14 protein-coding genes are annotated in these 15,233 nt (G+C 52.9%); 5 read left to right on the forward strand and 9 right to left on the reverse strand.

The window, feature by feature from the left end; translation table 11 throughout:
• The first annotated feature begins 34 nt into the window (after positions 1–34).
• The 3 genes from BLU47_RS07240 (at position 35) to BLU47_RS14750 (ending at position 2,966) form a co-directional block, all read left to right on the forward strand.
• On the forward strand, positions 35–1,780 hold the full coding sequence (locus BLU47_RS07240; protein WP_176780491.1) for a S28 family serine protease: 1,746 nt from the start codon (positions 35–37) through the stop codon (positions 1,778–1,780).
• 414 nt (positions 1,781–2,194) lie between these two features.
• Positions 2,195–2,740 (forward strand): HU family DNA-binding protein, encoded by a 546-nt coding sequence (locus BLU47_RS07245; protein ID WP_091960474.1) that lies wholly within the window; start codon positions 2,195–2,197, stop codon positions 2,738–2,740.
• Between the two features lie 109 nt (positions 2,741–2,849).
• The gene (locus tag BLU47_RS14750) at positions 2,850–2,966 is read left to right on the forward strand and encodes a smalltalk protein (protein WP_176780492.1); all 117 of its coding nucleotides are present in this window, start codon (positions 2,850–2,852) and stop codon (positions 2,964–2,966) included.
• Between the two features lie 196 nt (positions 2,967–3,162).
• Here the strand turns inward: BLU47_RS14750 and BLU47_RS07250 are convergent, their stop codons facing one another.
• The 9 genes from BLU47_RS07250 to BLU47_RS07290 all read right to left on the reverse strand — a co-directional run bounded on the left by BLU47_RS07250 (position 3,163) and on the right by BLU47_RS07290 (position 12,936).
• The gene (locus tag BLU47_RS07250; RefSeq protein WP_091960476.1) at positions 3,163–3,459 is read right to left on the reverse strand and encodes a hypothetical protein; all 297 of its coding nucleotides are present in this window, start codon (positions 3,457–3,459) and stop codon (positions 3,163–3,165) included.
• Positions 3,449–3,718 carry a hypothetical protein gene (locus BLU47_RS07255; protein ID WP_091960478.1) on the reverse strand — a complete coding sequence of 90 codons (270 nt, stop codon included), beginning with the start codon at positions 3,716–3,718 and terminating at the stop codon, positions 3,449–3,451. Before BLU47_RS07255 ends, BLU47_RS07250 begins: the two co-directional genes overlap by 11 nt.
• Before the next feature lie 272 nt (positions 3,719–3,990).
• Positions 3,991–4,323: a HigA family addiction module antitoxin gene (locus BLU47_RS07260; RefSeq protein ID WP_176780493.1), complete on the reverse strand. Its 333-nt coding sequence runs from the start codon at positions 4,321–4,323 to the stop codon at positions 3,991–3,993.
• Positions 4,324–4,928: 605 nt separating this feature from the next.
• Positions 4,929–6,473: an AraC family transcriptional regulator gene (locus BLU47_RS07265; protein WP_091960481.1), complete on the reverse strand. Its 1,545-nt coding sequence runs from the start codon at positions 6,471–6,473 to the stop codon at positions 4,929–4,931.
• Positions 6,474–6,509: 36 nt separating this feature from the next.
• Positions 6,510–8,078 carry a S41 family peptidase gene (locus tag BLU47_RS07270; protein ID WP_255402114.1) on the reverse strand — a complete coding sequence of 523 codons (1,569 nt, stop codon included), beginning with the start codon at positions 8,076–8,078 and terminating at the stop codon, positions 6,510–6,512.
• Positions 8,079–8,107: 29 nt separating this feature from the next.
• Positions 8,108–8,476, reverse strand: coding sequence for an endonuclease domain-containing protein (locus BLU47_RS07275; protein WP_091960487.1), 369 nt, complete (start codon positions 8,474–8,476; stop codon positions 8,108–8,110).
• Positions 8,477–8,527: 51 nt separating this feature from the next.
• Positions 8,528–10,495, reverse strand: a complete 1,968-nt coding sequence (locus BLU47_RS07280; protein WP_255402115.1) for a DNA topoisomerase IV subunit B — start codon at positions 10,493–10,495, stop codon at positions 8,528–8,530.
• Between the two features lie 40 nt (positions 10,496–10,535).
• A complete protein-coding gene (locus BLU47_RS07285; RefSeq protein ID WP_091960490.1) occupies positions 10,536–11,693 on the reverse strand; it encodes an N-acetyltransferase in 1,158 nt (385 codons plus the stop codon).
• Between the two features lie 58 nt (positions 11,694–11,751).
• Complete coding sequence (locus BLU47_RS07290) at positions 11,752–12,936, reverse strand: class I SAM-dependent methyltransferase (RefSeq protein WP_091960494.1); 1,185 nt, start codon at positions 12,934–12,936, stop codon at positions 11,752–11,754.
• 98 nt (positions 12,937–13,034) lie between these two features.
• Between BLU47_RS07290 and dapB the strand changes: the two genes are divergently transcribed.
• Together dapB and BLU47_RS07300 are read left to right on the forward strand one after the other, a co-directional pair.
• The gene (gene dapB / locus BLU47_RS07295; protein WP_091960497.1) at positions 13,035–13,751 is read left to right on the forward strand and encodes a 4-hydroxy-tetrahydrodipicolinate reductase; all 717 of its coding nucleotides are present in this window, start codon (positions 13,035–13,037) and stop codon (positions 13,749–13,751) included.
• Between the two features lie 48 nt (positions 13,752–13,799).
• Positions 13,800–15,227 (forward strand): S26 family signal peptidase, encoded by a 1,428-nt coding sequence (locus BLU47_RS07300; RefSeq protein WP_091960499.1) that lies wholly within the window; start codon positions 13,800–13,802, stop codon positions 15,225–15,227.
• Positions 15,228–15,233: the final 6 nt, after the last annotated feature.

The raw sequence follows: 15,233 nt of genomic DNA on the forward strand, positions 1-15,233 counted from the left end.
AGAGGTAAGAGGTATGTTTAAAAAAATGCGCATAATGAATCAAATCAGATATTACTTGTTGGCCGCAGTGGCCACGATGATGATCATCGGCTGTACGGATGACAGCATGAACCAGGTAGGGTTCGACAACAACAGTGAGGAACAGTCCGCAAGCACCGACGAGGTGAAGGCCATCCTGGAAGCTATTCCCGGCGTCATCAATGTCCAATTATTACCGGATAACAGTGCGGACGATGACAGTTATGACGACGCTGGCGGCAACGAGACCGGCGCCAAGCGGGCAGGTGACACCGCAGACGGCGACAGCAAGATAGTGCAAACGCGGTACTACTCGTTCTTCTTCATACAACCTGTCGACCACAAAAACCCCCAGAAGGGCACCTATTCGCAACAGTGCTGGCTCAAGTACCATGGCATGGACAAAAATGTCGTCCTCGTGTCACACGGCTATACGCTGAACAAGTATTCCCACGACCTGTCCACCCAGTTGGATGCCAATGAGCTGCACATCGAGCACCGCTACTTCGGAGAGTCACTGCCCGAGCCCTTCGACAACCTCAAAATGACCTACCTCCATGCCGACCAGCAGGCGAGCGACATCCACAACGTGGTCAGCGCACTGAAGCAACACCTCTTCAAGACCGGCAAGTGGGCCTGCACAGGCACCAGCAAAGACGGCATCACCACCGCGCTGCAGGCTTACTACAGCGAACAGAACGGATGGAAGGACTTCGACGTCTACGTGCCCTTCTGCGCACCGTTCATGGTGGGTACCACCTACAACGACGGCAGCTACAGCTGCAGCGACATCACCGCGGTAACCTACCTGAGAGACGTGTGCGGTTCGGGCTATCCTGTGGGTTCGAAAGAGGCTGTCGCAGGCGAGCGCCTGCGCAAGATCCCCTTGCTGATATGTACCAACGAGTATATCCGCCGTGCGGCCATCAAGGCATTCTACGAAGCCATACCCGAAGACTATACCAGGGTGATGGAACAGTATAATAGCAAAAGCGCGATGAGCACGGGCAACCAGACGAAAGACCTGGCGGCTTTTGCCATCAACAGCTACTACAACGCCCTGTTCGGGAAATACTCCTATATCCCCTTCAGGGTGTGGGCGCAGTACGTTCCCGACCTGACACGCCTGGAGAACAATACCGCGACGCAAGAAGAGTGGGATTTCTTCAAGAGCTTCATCACCTGGGACGACAAGAAACTGTTTGAATTCCTGAGAAATCGCCCCGCCGTCAAAAAGGAAGAAGGCACTACGCGCGCCGACAACGACGACAACGACGACAACATCGATCTCACCGAGGAGCAGTGGAATTTCCTCCTGTTCCGCCGCGCCGAACCTTCCGCACCCTACAAGATACAGGCCTTCATGGAGTTGGGACACTCGGAGAACGACTATGGCATCGTCAACGGCACGGGATACCTGACGGAGGAGGAATGTGAGCGCGTCAACGACATGTTCACCATCCAGTATGCCTACTCACAGGCAGGGGCTGCAGGCATCTACAAGCAAGACGGCGGAAAGCTCATGACCGACTTCCGCAACTGGGTGGAGACGGAGCGCACACAGCCCATCATCTTCGTCTATGCCTACAACGACCCCTGGACGGGTTCAGGCATCAGCGACGCCGCCGCCCAGGTCAACCCGATGATCGTAAAGGTGGTTGACGCCATTGCCACACACGATGACAGCTTCTTGCATCGCGACTTCTACACAACCGAGTCGAAGGACCTCATCGTCAACGCACTCAACAAATTCCTGAAATAAGGCTTAGTCCCTTTGTCTCTTTGCCACTTTGCCACAATAAGGTGGTGGCAAAGGGAGAAAGGTATTATTATAAATATATAATAATTATAATTATTATATATTCTTATATAACGTAGGTGTTCTTCGGTGGATGCTTACTGTGACAATGTGGCAATGTCACAAAATGGCGTTAACAAATTTTTGCACTCTGCGACCTTCCGGATTTGGAGGCACCATGAAAAATGCTTACCTTTGCAAAGTCAATCAATGAGGACGGCGAGCGAGCCGTTAACGAAAAAAATTGCGAAGATTAAATCTGGAAATTGCGCGCATTAACCATAGCAGATTTTTTCACTAAGCACGCGGCAGCGCCCTCAGCGAGCGACACAGAGAGTACTAACCAAAATTTATTACAACTAACTAATTATCAACAGTATGGCTATTAAGATTATTGCACAGCGCCGCGAGGTAAAGCTCGGTAAGAACCCCGGCAAGAAGTTCGTGATGCGTCCCGACCTCTACGTCCCCATCCAGGAGAAGAAGGTGTTCAGCGAGGCCAGCACCCACAGCGGCATCTCTGCTGGTGTCATCAAGGCGGCTTGGGACGCTGCCGGTGAGGTCATCCGCACCTGGGCTACCGAAGGTCACTCCATCCCCCTGCCCGGACTCGGCACCATGCGCTTCGGCGTCCGCTCCAAGGCCGTTGCCGACCTCGAGGACGTGAAGACCAGCCTCATCAGTGTGCGCCGCATCATCTTCACCCCCAACGTGGACCTGAAGGACGAGCTGAAGAACACCTCCATCCAAATCACCTGCCTCGACGAGGACGGCAACGTGCTCAAGCGCGTGACCTCCAGCGACAGCGGAGACGTGGAGGATGATTCTGACGCTAACCCTAACGGGAACGGGAACGATAACGGGAACGGGAACGACGACAGCGGCGACAACGGTAGCATCGTAGACGGCGTCGACGAAGGGTAATTTTTAGGCACGGATGGACACGGATGGACACTGTTTTTTAGCCCTTAATTTTAATTAAAAAAATTCCGTGGCCATCCGTGCCAAAAAAAAAGAATTTAATTTTTAATCTATGAAGAAAGAAACTTGGAAAACGATTCTGCAGTTCATTGTCAGCATTCTGACGGCTGCACTGACGGCATTCGGCACGACCTCGTGCATGGGCCACGGACCACTGGCACTGCTTTAGGCGCAAGGGTGGTGACAACAAAGAAATCCTCCCCGGGGCTTCACAGCTTGGGGGAGGATGTTGATATAGGAAAAGATCTATTACCAGTCCCCTTGATTGATGTTCCGTGTCCATCCGTGCCAAAAACCCGTGCCGACAAAGGAAGCGCCGAGGCATTTGGTGGATGTCTCGGCGGATATTATTTGGGGTGGGGGATTCAGTCGTGCATGTTCTGTGCATGGCAGGCATCGACTACTGTAATGGTGTCGCCCTCGATGGTGTAGGCGTAGTACCATTTGTCGGTGTTTGCCATGTAGAAGTCCGCCCATCGGCTGATGGTGGGACGACGGCGAGGTAGAGTGTGCTCTATGGCGTAGATGGCGAAGAAGGCATCGCGCACGTTGCGCTCCATGTCCTCGTAGGAGTAGGTGTGCTGGTACTTCTTGGCCACGTTGCTATAGAAACTTCTTATCTTGGCTGCCGTACGCTTGGTGTAGAAATACTTATACTGCATAATCCTTGTCGTAGATGGCCTTGATGTCCTTCATCGTCAGTTCGTAGGCCTCTTCGGGCGTATACAGTTCCTTGTCCATGTCGGGAAAGTCCTCCTCGAGTGGCATGTCAGGCAGCGTCCTAGTCTGTATGGGCTTTACACTATCAATGAGTATCGACACCAATTCCAGTTTCTGGCTGTCGTTCATGTCCTTCACCATGTCTATGTAGTAGCTCATAGGGTGCACCGTGCGCTGTTTCTTTGCTGTCGTTGCTTCCATATTCTCGTTGTTTTTTTACATTTATGAGGCAAAAGTAAGCAATTTCCGGGAGAATTCCAAGTTTTTCCCCCAAAAAAGATGAGAACGTTAAACAATAAAACTGCGCGACCTTATTATTAGGCACAGCATCTTGCATGGGCCACGGACCACTGGCACTGCTTTAGGCGCAAGGGTGGTGACGAACACAAAAAGAAACGGAAGTCAGCGCGACTTCCGTTTCTCTATTCTTATCTTTGGGGAACAGATCAATGACCTGTCACCGTGATCTCATTTCAAAATATGGCAGCGATTCTTGGAATCTCTTTCAATCTCTCCAAGAATGACTTGTCACGCTTGGCCGATAGCAGATTGTACTTCATTTGCAGCGCAAGCAATGGGGCTGCCTCTATATTTAGTGCCTGACCGATAAGCAGCGCTAGCTCTGCACTCAGAGGACGTTTAGTATTCAAGACCTCATTCAACTGACTCGCAGGCACGCCAATCAGCTTAGCCAGGCGTCGCTGACTGATGCCACGAAACTCCAGCTCATCCTTAATCACCTCTCCCGGATGTGTCAGATAGTGCGGTTCCAAGTTGTTAGCAACCATTCTGTCGTCTTTTCCCATAGAGCTCCCTGAGATAGTCTTCTTCGAATGTTACAATCATTTCTCATTCTCTATTTTGGGTGCAAAGATAATAGCAATATTCCATATTCACAAATTTGTGAACACTTTTTTGATGATTTTGCATTCTAGATACGAAGAAACGGAAGCCAACGCTGACTTCCGTTTCTCTATTCTAACGGATCAGAGTAATCGACGAAGTCGCTTGCCAAAGCAAGAAGGTTTAGCTCGACGACCCGCAGGGGGAAGTCAACCGTCCCCTGACCCAAGCTCTAGGCACTTTGCCACATCGCCACGTTGCCACTTTGTCACAATAAGGTGGTACGGAAGAAAAGGAAAATGGGACTGTCCTCTTGTCGGATGGTCCCATTTTCTTGCAGAAAAGACTTAATACCTAACAAAGCCTAACTAACTAAATCTTAATCCACTACTAACAACTACTAACACTAACTAAAACTTACTACTAACTAAACTTATTAATCTATTATGCTTATTTCTGGGTGCAAAGGTACACGGAAAAAGATAAAAGGAATGTAACTTATCGTTCAGAAATTAAGAAAAATCGTTCAATGCAACAAAATTTCAAGCATTGAACGATATTTCTTACATTATTTCCGGACGTCGCCAGGCAGCATACCGTAGGCCTCCTTGAAACATTTGGTGAAGTAGGAAGGGGCGGTGAAGCCTACCTGATAGGCTATCTCGCTGACACTATGGTCGGTGGTCATCAGCATCTGATAGGCACGGTTCAGGCGCGCGGTGCGGAGCAGTTCTACGGGGGTAGAGCCCGTGATGGACTTCACCTTGCGGTAGAGCTGCACGCGGCTCAGGTTCATATCGGCAGCCAGGTCTTCTACGCTCAGCTCGCTGTCGTCGAGTCGTGTTTCGACAACTTCCTTGAAATGGGTAAAGAACTGCGAGGTGGAGACGGTATCGGCCTGTTCGTCACTGTCCGGCACGGCAGCAGCATCGTCAGCGGGTGCGGTAGATGTCGATGAAATGGGCCCTTCTTCGGGTTTCATGTTCCACAGCGTACTGGCTACACGCTCCTTCTGCATGCTGATCTTGTTGACGTGATAGATGTAAAAGAGCACAAAACTGACTATCAGCAGGGCGATGACGATGATGGCGAGCATGGTGATGGTGCGCTGGCTGTCGAGCTGGTGCAGATAGTTGTCTGCGCGGTTGTGCAGGCGGTCGAGGTAGTCAGTCTGACGCAGAATCTCCTCGCTCTGCATCAGCAGCGAACTGGCATTCTCGCGCGTCACAAGGGCTGCCTGCAGGTGAGACTCCTTGGCGTAAGGCTTGCCTTCCAGGATGTCGACGGCCAGCTGCAGCACCTTATCGCCGTGGGTGGGATAGATATAGGAGGCGTCGAGGATGGAGTCGCGCACCTGACGGATGCCACCCTCCTCGCCAGGGAGTCCGTCGATACCACAGAACAGCGGCAGCCGACGGCCAGCCTCCAGGAAGGCTTTGCGCGCACCGATGGCGGTACGGTCGTTCATGCCGAACACCAGGTCGACAGGCGTGTCACGATGAGCGGTCAGCCACTGCTTCACGGTGGAATACGCACGGGGTTCTGTCCAGTCGCCCTGCAGACTGGCTACCACCTTGACGTCAGGCGCGTTTTTCAATGCGGTAATAAAGCCGTTATGGCGCTCGATGGCGGGTGAGGAGCCTGCCAGTCCCTTGATTTCAAGGACGCTACCGTGTCCTTTCAGGCGCGAGATGATGTATTGTCCCATCACACTGCCCATCTCATAGTTGTCGGCACTCATAAAGGCGGTGAACTTCTGTGAGTTTGTCTTTCGCTCGAAGACGATGACGGGGATGCCCTGGTCGAAGGCACGGTCGATGGCGGGTGAGATGGTGGCTATCTGGTTAGGAGCCACGATGAGCAGGTCGACGCCACTGGCCACGAGCGAGTCGATCTGTTCTATCTGCCGTTCGTCGCTGTCGTAGGCCGCCGCGAAGCGCAGTTCCACGTCGCCTTGCAGATAGGCACCCATGCGCAGTTCAGCATTCTGCTTCTCACGCCAGATGTCGGCGGAGCATTGCGACACACCTATTACATAATGGGGCTTCTTCTGGGTACAGCCCGTCATCAACATCAGTATGGACAAAGCCATACAGACCATTAGTTTCCGCATAGTAGTATCTTGTTAGTAGTTTTCAGTCGTTCCTTGCTACATCAGTTCCAGCGCCCGCTGCACGGTGTCGCTGAGCGTGTTGATGATGGCATAGTATTCGTCCATGTTCCACAAATCGCGCGCTATGAGTGCCTTGAGCTGGGTGCGCAGGTAGGGCAGCGTGGTCTGCAGCTCGGCATCATCCTTGGGCTTGATGTGCTGTTTCTCGCCCTCGGCAATGATGTGGTCTACAAGTGTCTGCGGAACCTCGAAGCGCAGGCGGAAGTCGTCGAAGTGCTGGTATTGCTTCTTCAACTGCTGGCGATGTTCGTCAACATAGCGGAGGTTCTGCGTGATGACAATCGACTTGGCTGCCAGCTGGCGATGATAGCGGGTATAGCGCAGCGTATCGAGGGGTACGAACTCGTCGGGCATGATGCCGCCACCACCATAGACCACGCGGTGTTTCTTCAGCGTGTAGTATTTCAGCGAGTCGGCAAAATGGACGCTGTCGGCAGACATCAGCTCACCGCTCTTCAGACGGTGCAGCATGTCCTCGGCATAGTCCTTCTGGTTGCCCTTCACATAAGGCTTCTGGATGCAACGTCCGGAGGGTGTGTAGTAATGGGCTACGGTCAGCCTGATCATGGAACCGTCGGGCATGTCGATGGGACGCTGGACGAGCCCCTTGCCGAAGGTGCGACGACCCACCACGATGCCACGGTCGTGGTCTTGGATGGCACCGGACACAATCTCGGCTGCCGACGCGGTATAGCTGTCGACGAGCACGATGACCTTACCCTTGGTAAACAGTCCGCCACCGTCGGCGGTATATTCTGAGCGCTGGGTGCGCCGTCCTTCCGTGTAGACAATGAGGTCGTTCTTCTGGAGGAACTCATCGGCTATCTTGACAGCGGCATGCAGGTAGCCGCCGCCGTTCTCCTGCAAGTCGAGGATGAGCGACTTCATGCCCTGCTGCTGCAGGCGTTTCATGCTCTCGCAGAACTCGTCGTGCGTGGTGGCACCGAAGCTGCCTATGCGGATGTAACCCACCTCGGGACGTATCATGTAGGTGGCGTCGATGGTCTTCAAGGGAATCTTGTCGCGGGTGACTACGAAACGTAGCGTGTCGGCAATGCCGCGGCGCACGATGCCGAGGTTGACCTTGGTACCCTTGGGACCGCGCAGACGGCGCATAATCTCTTTCTGAGCCATCTTCACACCGGCAATGGCGGTGTCGTTGACGCTGATGATGCGGTCGCCGGCAAGGATGCCCACACGTTCGGAGGGACCGTCGCTGACGGGCTGGATGACGAGCAGGGTGTCTTCCACCATGTTAAACTGCACGCCAATGCCTTCGAAGTTGCCCTGCAGGGGCTCGTTGGCTTCCTTGACCTCCTTGGCGGTGAGGTAGCTGCTGTGGGGGTCCAGTTTCTCTATCATGCCACGAATGCCGTCCTCGACGAGTTTCTGTTCGTTGACGGTGTCCACATACAGGTTGTTAATAGCCATTTCGGCTATCTGCAGCTTACGCAAGGGGGAATCGCCACCCAGGTTGATGCGCATCTGGGCAGAGAGAGAGAGACCCTCCCCATCCCTCCCTATAAAGGAGGGGGCTATTAGCATAAGTGCTACAAAAAATAGATATTTATTTTTCATTCAAAGAACCTTTCAATAGTCATTAATACATGGTCAATATTATTCAGGACCTCATCGTTAGAGAATCTCATAACCGTATAGCCTTGCTGTTCTAACCACTCGTCTCGTTCAGCATCGGAAACCATTTGTTGTGGCTCGGAGTGATAACCACCATCTACCTCTAAGATAAGTCCATCGTCTCTACATAAGAAATCAACAATAAAATCGCCTATGATATGTTGTCGTAAGAACTTGTGGCCATTCAAGCGACCCTTACGTAGCGCATCCCATAAGACAGACTCGGCAAGCGTCATCTGCTTACGATTCTCGCGTGCAAAGCCCCTTAGCATCTCATATCTATCTGGATAAGCCGTCTTGTATTCCATTCTTAGAGTAATTGCTCCTCGCCCTATAGGGAGAGGTTGGGAGAGGGTCTGTCATACTTCCTCTTCCTCTGGTCTGTCTTCCTCGATGACGAGGTTGTCGATGATGAAGTTCTGGCGCTCCATCGTGTTCTTACCCATGTAGTATTCCAGCAATTTCTGCACTTGGTCGTTCTTGTGGAGGGTGACCTGTTCCAGTCGGATGTCAGGACCGATGAAACCGGCAAATTCCTCGGGAGAGATCTCGCCAAGACCTTTGAATCGGGTGATCTCGGGGTCAGGGCCGAGGTCTTGGATAGCCTTCAAACGCTCCTCGTCGCTATAGCAATAGCGGGTAACGAAATCTCCCTTCTTGCCGTCCTCGCGCATCTCTTTGTTCTTGATCTTCGTGCGTTTGTTGCGCACACGGAACAAAGGTGTCTGCAGCACGTAGACATGTCCTTTCTTGATGAGCTCGGGGAAGAACTGCAGGAAGAAGGTGATGATGAGCAGTCGGATGTGCATGCCGTCGACATCGGCATCGGTAGCCACTATTACCTTATTATAACGCAGGGTGTCGAGGCCTTCCTCGATGTCGAGGGCTGCCTGCAACAGGTTGAACTCCTCGTTCTCGTAGACCACCTTCTTGGTGAGTCCGAAGCTGTTCAGGGGTTTGCCGCGCAGCGAGAAGACGGCCTGCGTGTTGACATCACGGCTCTTGGTGATGCTGCCGCTGGCGGAGTCGCCCTCGGTGATGAAGATGCACGATTCCTCCTTGCGCTCGTTCTTGACGTCGGAGTAATGGATGCGGCAGTCGCGCAACTTGCGGTTGTGCAGATTGGCTTTCTTGGCGCGCTCGCGGGCCAGTTTGGTGACACCCGCCATGGCCTTGCGCTCGCGCTCGCTCTCCTTGATCTTACCCTCGATGACCTCGGCGACGTCCTGATGGATGTGCAGGTAGTTGTCCACCTGCTGCTTGATGAAGTCACCCACGTACTTGTTGATGCTGTCGCCATCGGGAGCCATCTGGGTGGAGCCCAGCTTGATCTTTGTCTGACTCTCGAAGACGGGTTCTTCCACGTTGATGGCAATGGCGGCTACGATACCCGTGCGGATATCGCCATACTCGTACTTGCCGAAGAACTCCTTGATGGTACGGGCAATGTGCTCCTTGAAGGCGCTCTGGTGCGTACCGCCCTGCGTGGTGTGCTGACCGTTGACAAACGAGTAATACTCCTCGCCATACTGGTTGGCATGGGTGAAGGCTATCTCGATGTCGTCGCCCTGCAGGTGGATGATGGGATAGAGGGCATCGTTGGTCATGCGGTCTTTCAACAAGTCCTGCAGACCGTGGCGCGAGAGGATGCGCCTGCCGTTATACATGATGGTCAGTCCGATGTTCAGATAGGTATAGTTGCGAAGCATGTTCTCCACGATTTCATCATGGAAACGGTAGTTCTTGAACAAAGCCTCATCGGGTTCGAAGTAGATGTAGGTGCCGTTCTCGTCCTGCGACGGTTCGGTGACGTCGCTGACCAGCTTGCCGCACTCGAAGACGGCCTTGCGCACCTTGCCCTCGCGGTAACTGGCTACCTCGAAGTGCTTGCTCAGGGCATTGACGGCCTTCACACCCACGCCGTTCAGTCCGATAGACTTCTTGAAGGCCTTCGAATCGAACTTACCACTGGTGTTGAGGATGCTCACCGACTCGATGAGCTTGCCCTGCGGGATGCCGCGTCCGTAGTCGCGGACGGAGATGCGCAGGTTGTCGTCCACATTGACCTCAATGCGGTCGCCTGCCTTCATCTTGAATTCGTCGATACTGTTGTCGAACACTTCTTTCAGCAACACATAGATACCATCTTCCGACGACGAGCCGTCGCCCAGTCGGCCAATGTACATACCTGGACGCAGGCGGATGTGCTCCAGACCGGTCAGGGTGCGGATGTTGTCGTCATTATACGTGACGGTTTCTTCAAAGCCCCCTAAGTTAGGGGGTTGGGGGTCTGAGTCCACTCTCTTCTTGATATCTTTATCTTCCATAGTTCTTTGTATCAGGGCCTGTTCAGACCCCTGTGGCCCCCTAACTTAGGGGGCGAATGTAACATCTTCTTCTCTTGTGCTGGATATGCTCCAGATACTGCCACTGCGACTGTACTTTCTCGTTGGTCTCCATCTCCACGTTCGTCTCGCCCCACTTGAAGCCGTACTTCTGGTAGCGGGGGATGAGGTCGTAGAACAACAGGGCGTTGGCACCTTTCTGCTGGTATTCAGGCAGGAAGCCTACCAACATCAGGTCAAGGCACTCGGCCTTGTGGAACTTCAGGGCGCGCAGACAGTGCCACCAGCCGAAGGGCCACAGGCGGCCGTTCTTGCATTTCTGCAGGGCACGCGTCATATTGGTAATCGAGATGCCCACGCCGATGACCTTGTGGTCGGGGGTGTTCCAGTCCTCGATGATGCAGAGCATCTCCATGTCGAGCATGGGGAAATACATCCTCAGATACTCGTCAATCTGGCGCTCCGTCATCTGCGAATAGCCGTACAGATGGCCAAACGACTTGTTGACCACGTCGAGCACCTTGCGACCGTACTGCTCCTTGCCGAACACCTGACTGCGCTTGGGGTGGATGGCGTGCAGGTTATAGCGCTTCTGCACGAGCTCGGCCACCTTCTTGTATTTCTCAGGCATGTCACCGTCAGGCACAATCAGCTTATACTCCACGTAGTCATTGTCTTTCGTCCAGCCTCCCAGCTGCTCCATGTGCTGCGGATAGTACGGATAGTTGTAGATGGTGGCCATCGTGCCCAACTGGTCGAAGCCTTCAATGAGCATACCTTCCGGGTCCATATCGGTAAAGCCCAGCGGACCCACCATCTCGGTCATGCCCTTCTGGCGCCCCCACTCTTCTACGGCATCGAACAAAGCACGGCTCACTTCGATATCGTCGATAAAGTCAACCCATCCGAAGCGCACACTCTTGCGCTCCCACCGCTCATTAGCCCGATGGTTGATAATAGCGGCAATGCGCCCCACAACCTCCCCATCGCGGTAGGCCAGAAAATAGTCGGCCTCGCAGAATTCAAAGGCGGCATTCTTGTCTTTGCGCAGCGTGTGTAGTTCATCGCTGTACAAGTTAGGAGCATCGTACTCGTTGCCCCGATACAAGTCATAATGAAATTGGATGAAGGCATCAAGTTCCTTCCTGTTGGTGACTTTCCGAATCTCTATTGCTGACATCTTACATATCTTATTTATCCTTGCAAAGATACGGAAAAAGTGCGAAACACCCAAAAATTTAACCAATTTTACGGCAAATAAATAGCTGATGACCGCCATCAGCAGCCGTAGAAGCGAAGATATAGGTGTCGCCGCCATCCTTCAACTTCAGTTTCTGACGCAGTTGCTGAACGCTCAGGGGGAAGTTACGCACCGTGATATTGGCGCTGCTGATTGCTGCCAATGTGGCCTTCAGTTCACGCTTGTTCATCGATGAAATGGCTGAAATATGGAAGCCACGCCCAGGGAAATCACGGATTTCCACATCGCTGATGAACAGGTGGGAATTGGGAGCCAGCTGACGGACTGGGTAGCGTTGCATCAAGACATCGAAGCATCCGGCTTTCATGATGGAGGCATTGGGCTCGTAGAGGAATGTGGGATTGGCGGGTACGGCGGAAACGGACGCGGTAGGAGCCGTCGGCAGGGGGCCGTCGATTGCAAACACTTGCTGGTTGTTGACACAACAGAGGCGGAGATGGTCGGGAAACTGCTTGTCGAGTACCAGCACCAACTCCTTGCACTCGTTGTCAACACTCACGATGTGCACCTGGCTGACCTGTTTCAGGTCATCTACCGCCTTGCGCCAGTCGAGCATGGGCGATAGTTTCAGCACCACATGGTCCGTCTTCTCCCAAAGCTGCGGCAACAGTTCCAGCACGTTGGGCGAGCAGTCTGCAATGCCATAGGTGCGCCCTCCATGCTCATCACGGCGTGCAGGGTCCAGATAGACCACATCGGCAGACTCCATCTCCGCAAGGTATGCTGTCGTGTCACAGCAACGAACGGTACTACGAAGCCCCAACACTTCGAAGTTATGCTCAGCAAGGGCACAGAGGTCAGGGTTCTGTTCCACATAAACGCGCTCTTTGAAGACTTGCGACATCCAATAGAAATCCACTCCAAAGCCGCCTGTCAGGTCGACATAGCGCCCTTGAACGGATAGGCCGTTAACGATTTGAGCCTTGTAACGAGCCGTCTGCTCCGATGAGCACTGCTCCATGTTCAGGTGGGGCGGATAGACTACCCTATCCTCGCCTGCCCACGACGGCAACTTGCGGCGTGCCGTTTGCCGGCCTGCTATCTGCTGTAAGGCTTGTGCCAGGTCTACTTCCGCGTCCCTGACTCCCTGCAAGGCCAATCGCCGCACGTCATCCTGCTCGTGCTGACGGATAAAATCTCGTGTCTGCTCATTGATTAACATGTCTGCAAAGGTACGAATAATCTTTAAATAATAAGTGATGAATGATGGATTATAAATAAATTATTGTACCTTTGCACCGTATTAATACGTGTACACTTATGAAAATAGCTTTAATCGGCTACGGCAAGATGGGCAAGATGATAGAACAGATAGCCCTCAGCCGTGGACATGAAATTGTGAGTATTATCGACATTGACAATCAGGAAGACTTCGACAGCGAGGCCTTCAAGAGTGCTGATGTGGCGATAGAGTTTACGGCCCCTCAGGCAGCATACGGCAATTACCTGCGCGCATTCAAGCACCATGTGAAAGTGGTGAGTGGCAGCACGGGATGGATGAAGGAGCACGGCGACGACGTGAAACGTATGTGCTCAGAGGAAGGACAGACATTGTTCTGGGCCTCTAACTTCTCGATAGGCGTTGCCATCTTCTCGGCTGTCAACAAATACTTAGCCAAGATCATGAACCAGTTCCCGCAGTACGATGTGGAAATGGAGGAGACACACCATGTGCACAAACTGGATCACCCCTCAGGAACAGCCATCACACTGGCTGAGGGCATCTTGGAGAACATCGACCGCAAAGAGGCTTGGGCAGAGGATACCACCGACCCCAAACTGCTACGCATTGACCACATACGGCGCGGCGAGGTGGCTGGCATCCACACGGTGCGCTACGACTCCGAGGCAGACATCATCACCATCACCCACGATGCACATTCGCGTCAGGGCTTTGCACTGGGGGCCGTGCTGGCAGCAGAGTACACCAAGGATCATCAGGGACTGCTGACCATCAGCGATATGTTTAAATTCTAGATTATCTAGACAAGTCTAGACCATCTAGAAATAATAGAAATTAAAAAAATGGAAAAAAAGAAAAAGCTGAATATGAAAGTGCAGTGGGCTAAGTTCGTGTGTGTGCTCGTACTGTACCTGCTGTTCCTCTACTGGGTTAAGTCGTGGTGGGGACTGATTGTCATCCCATTCATCTACGACGTCTATATCACCAAGAAAATCAAGTGGCAGTGGTGGAAGGAGGCCGAAGGACCTACCAGGTTTATCATGTCATGGGTAGACGCATTGGTGTTTGCACTCGTTGCCGTCTACTTCATCAACCTGTTCTTCTTCCAGAACTACGTCATCCCATCAAGCTCGCTGGAGAAGTCCCTACTGACAGGCGACTACCTCTTCGTATCGAAGGTGAGCTATGGACCGCGCATCCCGGAGACTCCGCTCACGATGCCCCTGACACAGCATACACTACCCGTTTTCGAATGCAAGTCATACATCGAATGGCCTCATTGGGACTATCGTCGCGTGAAGGGATTGGGTAAGATACAACTCAACGACATCGTGGTGTTCAACTATCCTGCAGGCGACACCATCTGCAGCGATATGCGCCACCAGGCGGAGGACTTTTACCGCAACTGCTACGGCTATGGTTACGGACTTTGGGAGGTTCGCCCCAACCCCGACTCGCTGAGTGCCGAACAGCGCATCGCCTACTTCCAACAACTCTATCATGCTGGTCGTCAGTACATCGAGAACAACCGCATGGAGTTCGGCGAGATTCAGACACGTCCTACAGACAGACGCGAAAACTATGTGAAACGCTGTGTAGGACTGCCTGGTCAGACGCTGCAAATCAAGAACCGCATCATCTACCTAGATGGCAAGGCCAACAAAGAACCTGACAATGTGCAGTACACCTATCGCATCAAGCTGAACCAAAGACTGGAGGATGATGTGATGAAAGAACTGGGCATCACGATGGAAGACCTGATGAGCCTCAACACCCTGGGATACCTGCCGCTCACCAACCATGCTGTCAAGGAACTGAAACGCAGAGGTATCGCGGACTCCATAGAACTGAATACGGAGGAAGAGGAATGGGACATCTACCCGCTGAACGGCAACATGCACTGGACACGCGACAACTACGGTCCCATCTGGATTCCCGCAAAAGGACAAAGCATCGACCTGACACTGAAGAACCTGCCCATCTACGAGCGGCCTATCCGCACCTATGAGGGCAACAAGCTGGAAGTGAAGGACGGCAAGATATACATCAACGACCAGGTAGCCACGAAGTACACCTTCAAGATGGACTACTACTGGATGCAGGGTGATAACCGCCACAACTCGCTGGACTCACGCTATTGGGGCTTCGTTCCTGAGGACCATATCGTGGGCAAGCCTATCTTCATCTGGTGGAGCTCTGACCCTGACCGCCACGGATTCTCAGGCATCCGCTGGAGCCGTCTGTTCCGTTTCGTTGACAACATCAAATAAGCAGCT

The sequence above is a fragment of the Prevotella sp. tc2-28 genome, from assembly GCF_900107705.1.
Taxonomy (GTDB): Bacteria; Bacteroidota; Bacteroidia; order Bacteroidales; family Bacteroidaceae; genus Prevotella.

Coding starts and splice junctions, on each gene's coding strand:
- dapB (WP_091960497.1), top strand. CDS start 13,035: ATGAAAATAGCTTTAATCGGCTACGGCAAGATGGGCAAGATGATAGAA.
- BLU47_RS14750 (WP_176780492.1), top strand. CDS start 2,850: ATGAAGAAAGAAACTTGGAAAACGATTCTGCAGTTCATTGTCAGCATT.
- BLU47_RS07245 (WP_091960474.1), top strand. CDS start 2,195: ATGGCTATTAAGATTATTGCACAGCGCCGCGAGGTAAAGCTCGGTAAG.
- BLU47_RS07275 (WP_091960487.1), bottom strand. CDS start 8,476: ATGGAATACAAGACGGCTTATCCAGATAGATATGAGATGCTAAGGGGC.
- BLU47_RS07270 (WP_255402114.1), bottom strand. CDS start 8,078: ATGCTAATAGCCCCCTCCTTTATAGGGAGGGATGGGGAGGGTCTCTCT.
- BLU47_RS07285 (WP_091960490.1), bottom strand. CDS start 11,693: ATGTCAGCAATAGAGATTCGGAAAGTCACCAACAGGAAGGAACTTGAT.
- BLU47_RS07300 (WP_091960499.1), top strand. CDS start 13,800: ATGGAAAAAAAGAAAAAGCTGAATATGAAAGTGCAGTGGGCTAAGTTC.
- BLU47_RS07265 (WP_091960481.1), bottom strand. CDS start 6,473: ATGCGGAAACTAATGGTCTGTATGGCTTTGTCCATACTGATGTTGATG.
- BLU47_RS07240 (WP_176780491.1), top strand. CDS start 35: ATGAATCAAATCAGATATTACTTGTTGGCCGCAGTGGCCACGATGATG.
- BLU47_RS07280 (WP_255402115.1), bottom strand. CDS start 10,495: ATGGAAGATAAAGATATCAAGAAGAGAGTGGACTCAGACCCCCAACCC.
- BLU47_RS07260 (WP_176780493.1), bottom strand. CDS start 4,323: ATGGGAAAAGACGACAGAATGGTTGCTAACAACTTGGAACCGCACTAT.
- BLU47_RS07290 (WP_091960494.1), bottom strand. CDS start 12,936: ATGTTAATCAATGAGCAGACACGAGATTTTATCCGTCAGCACGAGCAG.
- BLU47_RS07255 (WP_091960478.1), bottom strand. CDS start 3,718: ATGGAAGCAACGACAGCAAAGAAACAGCGCACGGTGCACCCTATGAGC.
- BLU47_RS07250 (WP_091960476.1), bottom strand. CDS start 3,459: ATGCAGTATAAGTATTTCTACACCAAGCGTACGGCAGCCAAGATAAGA.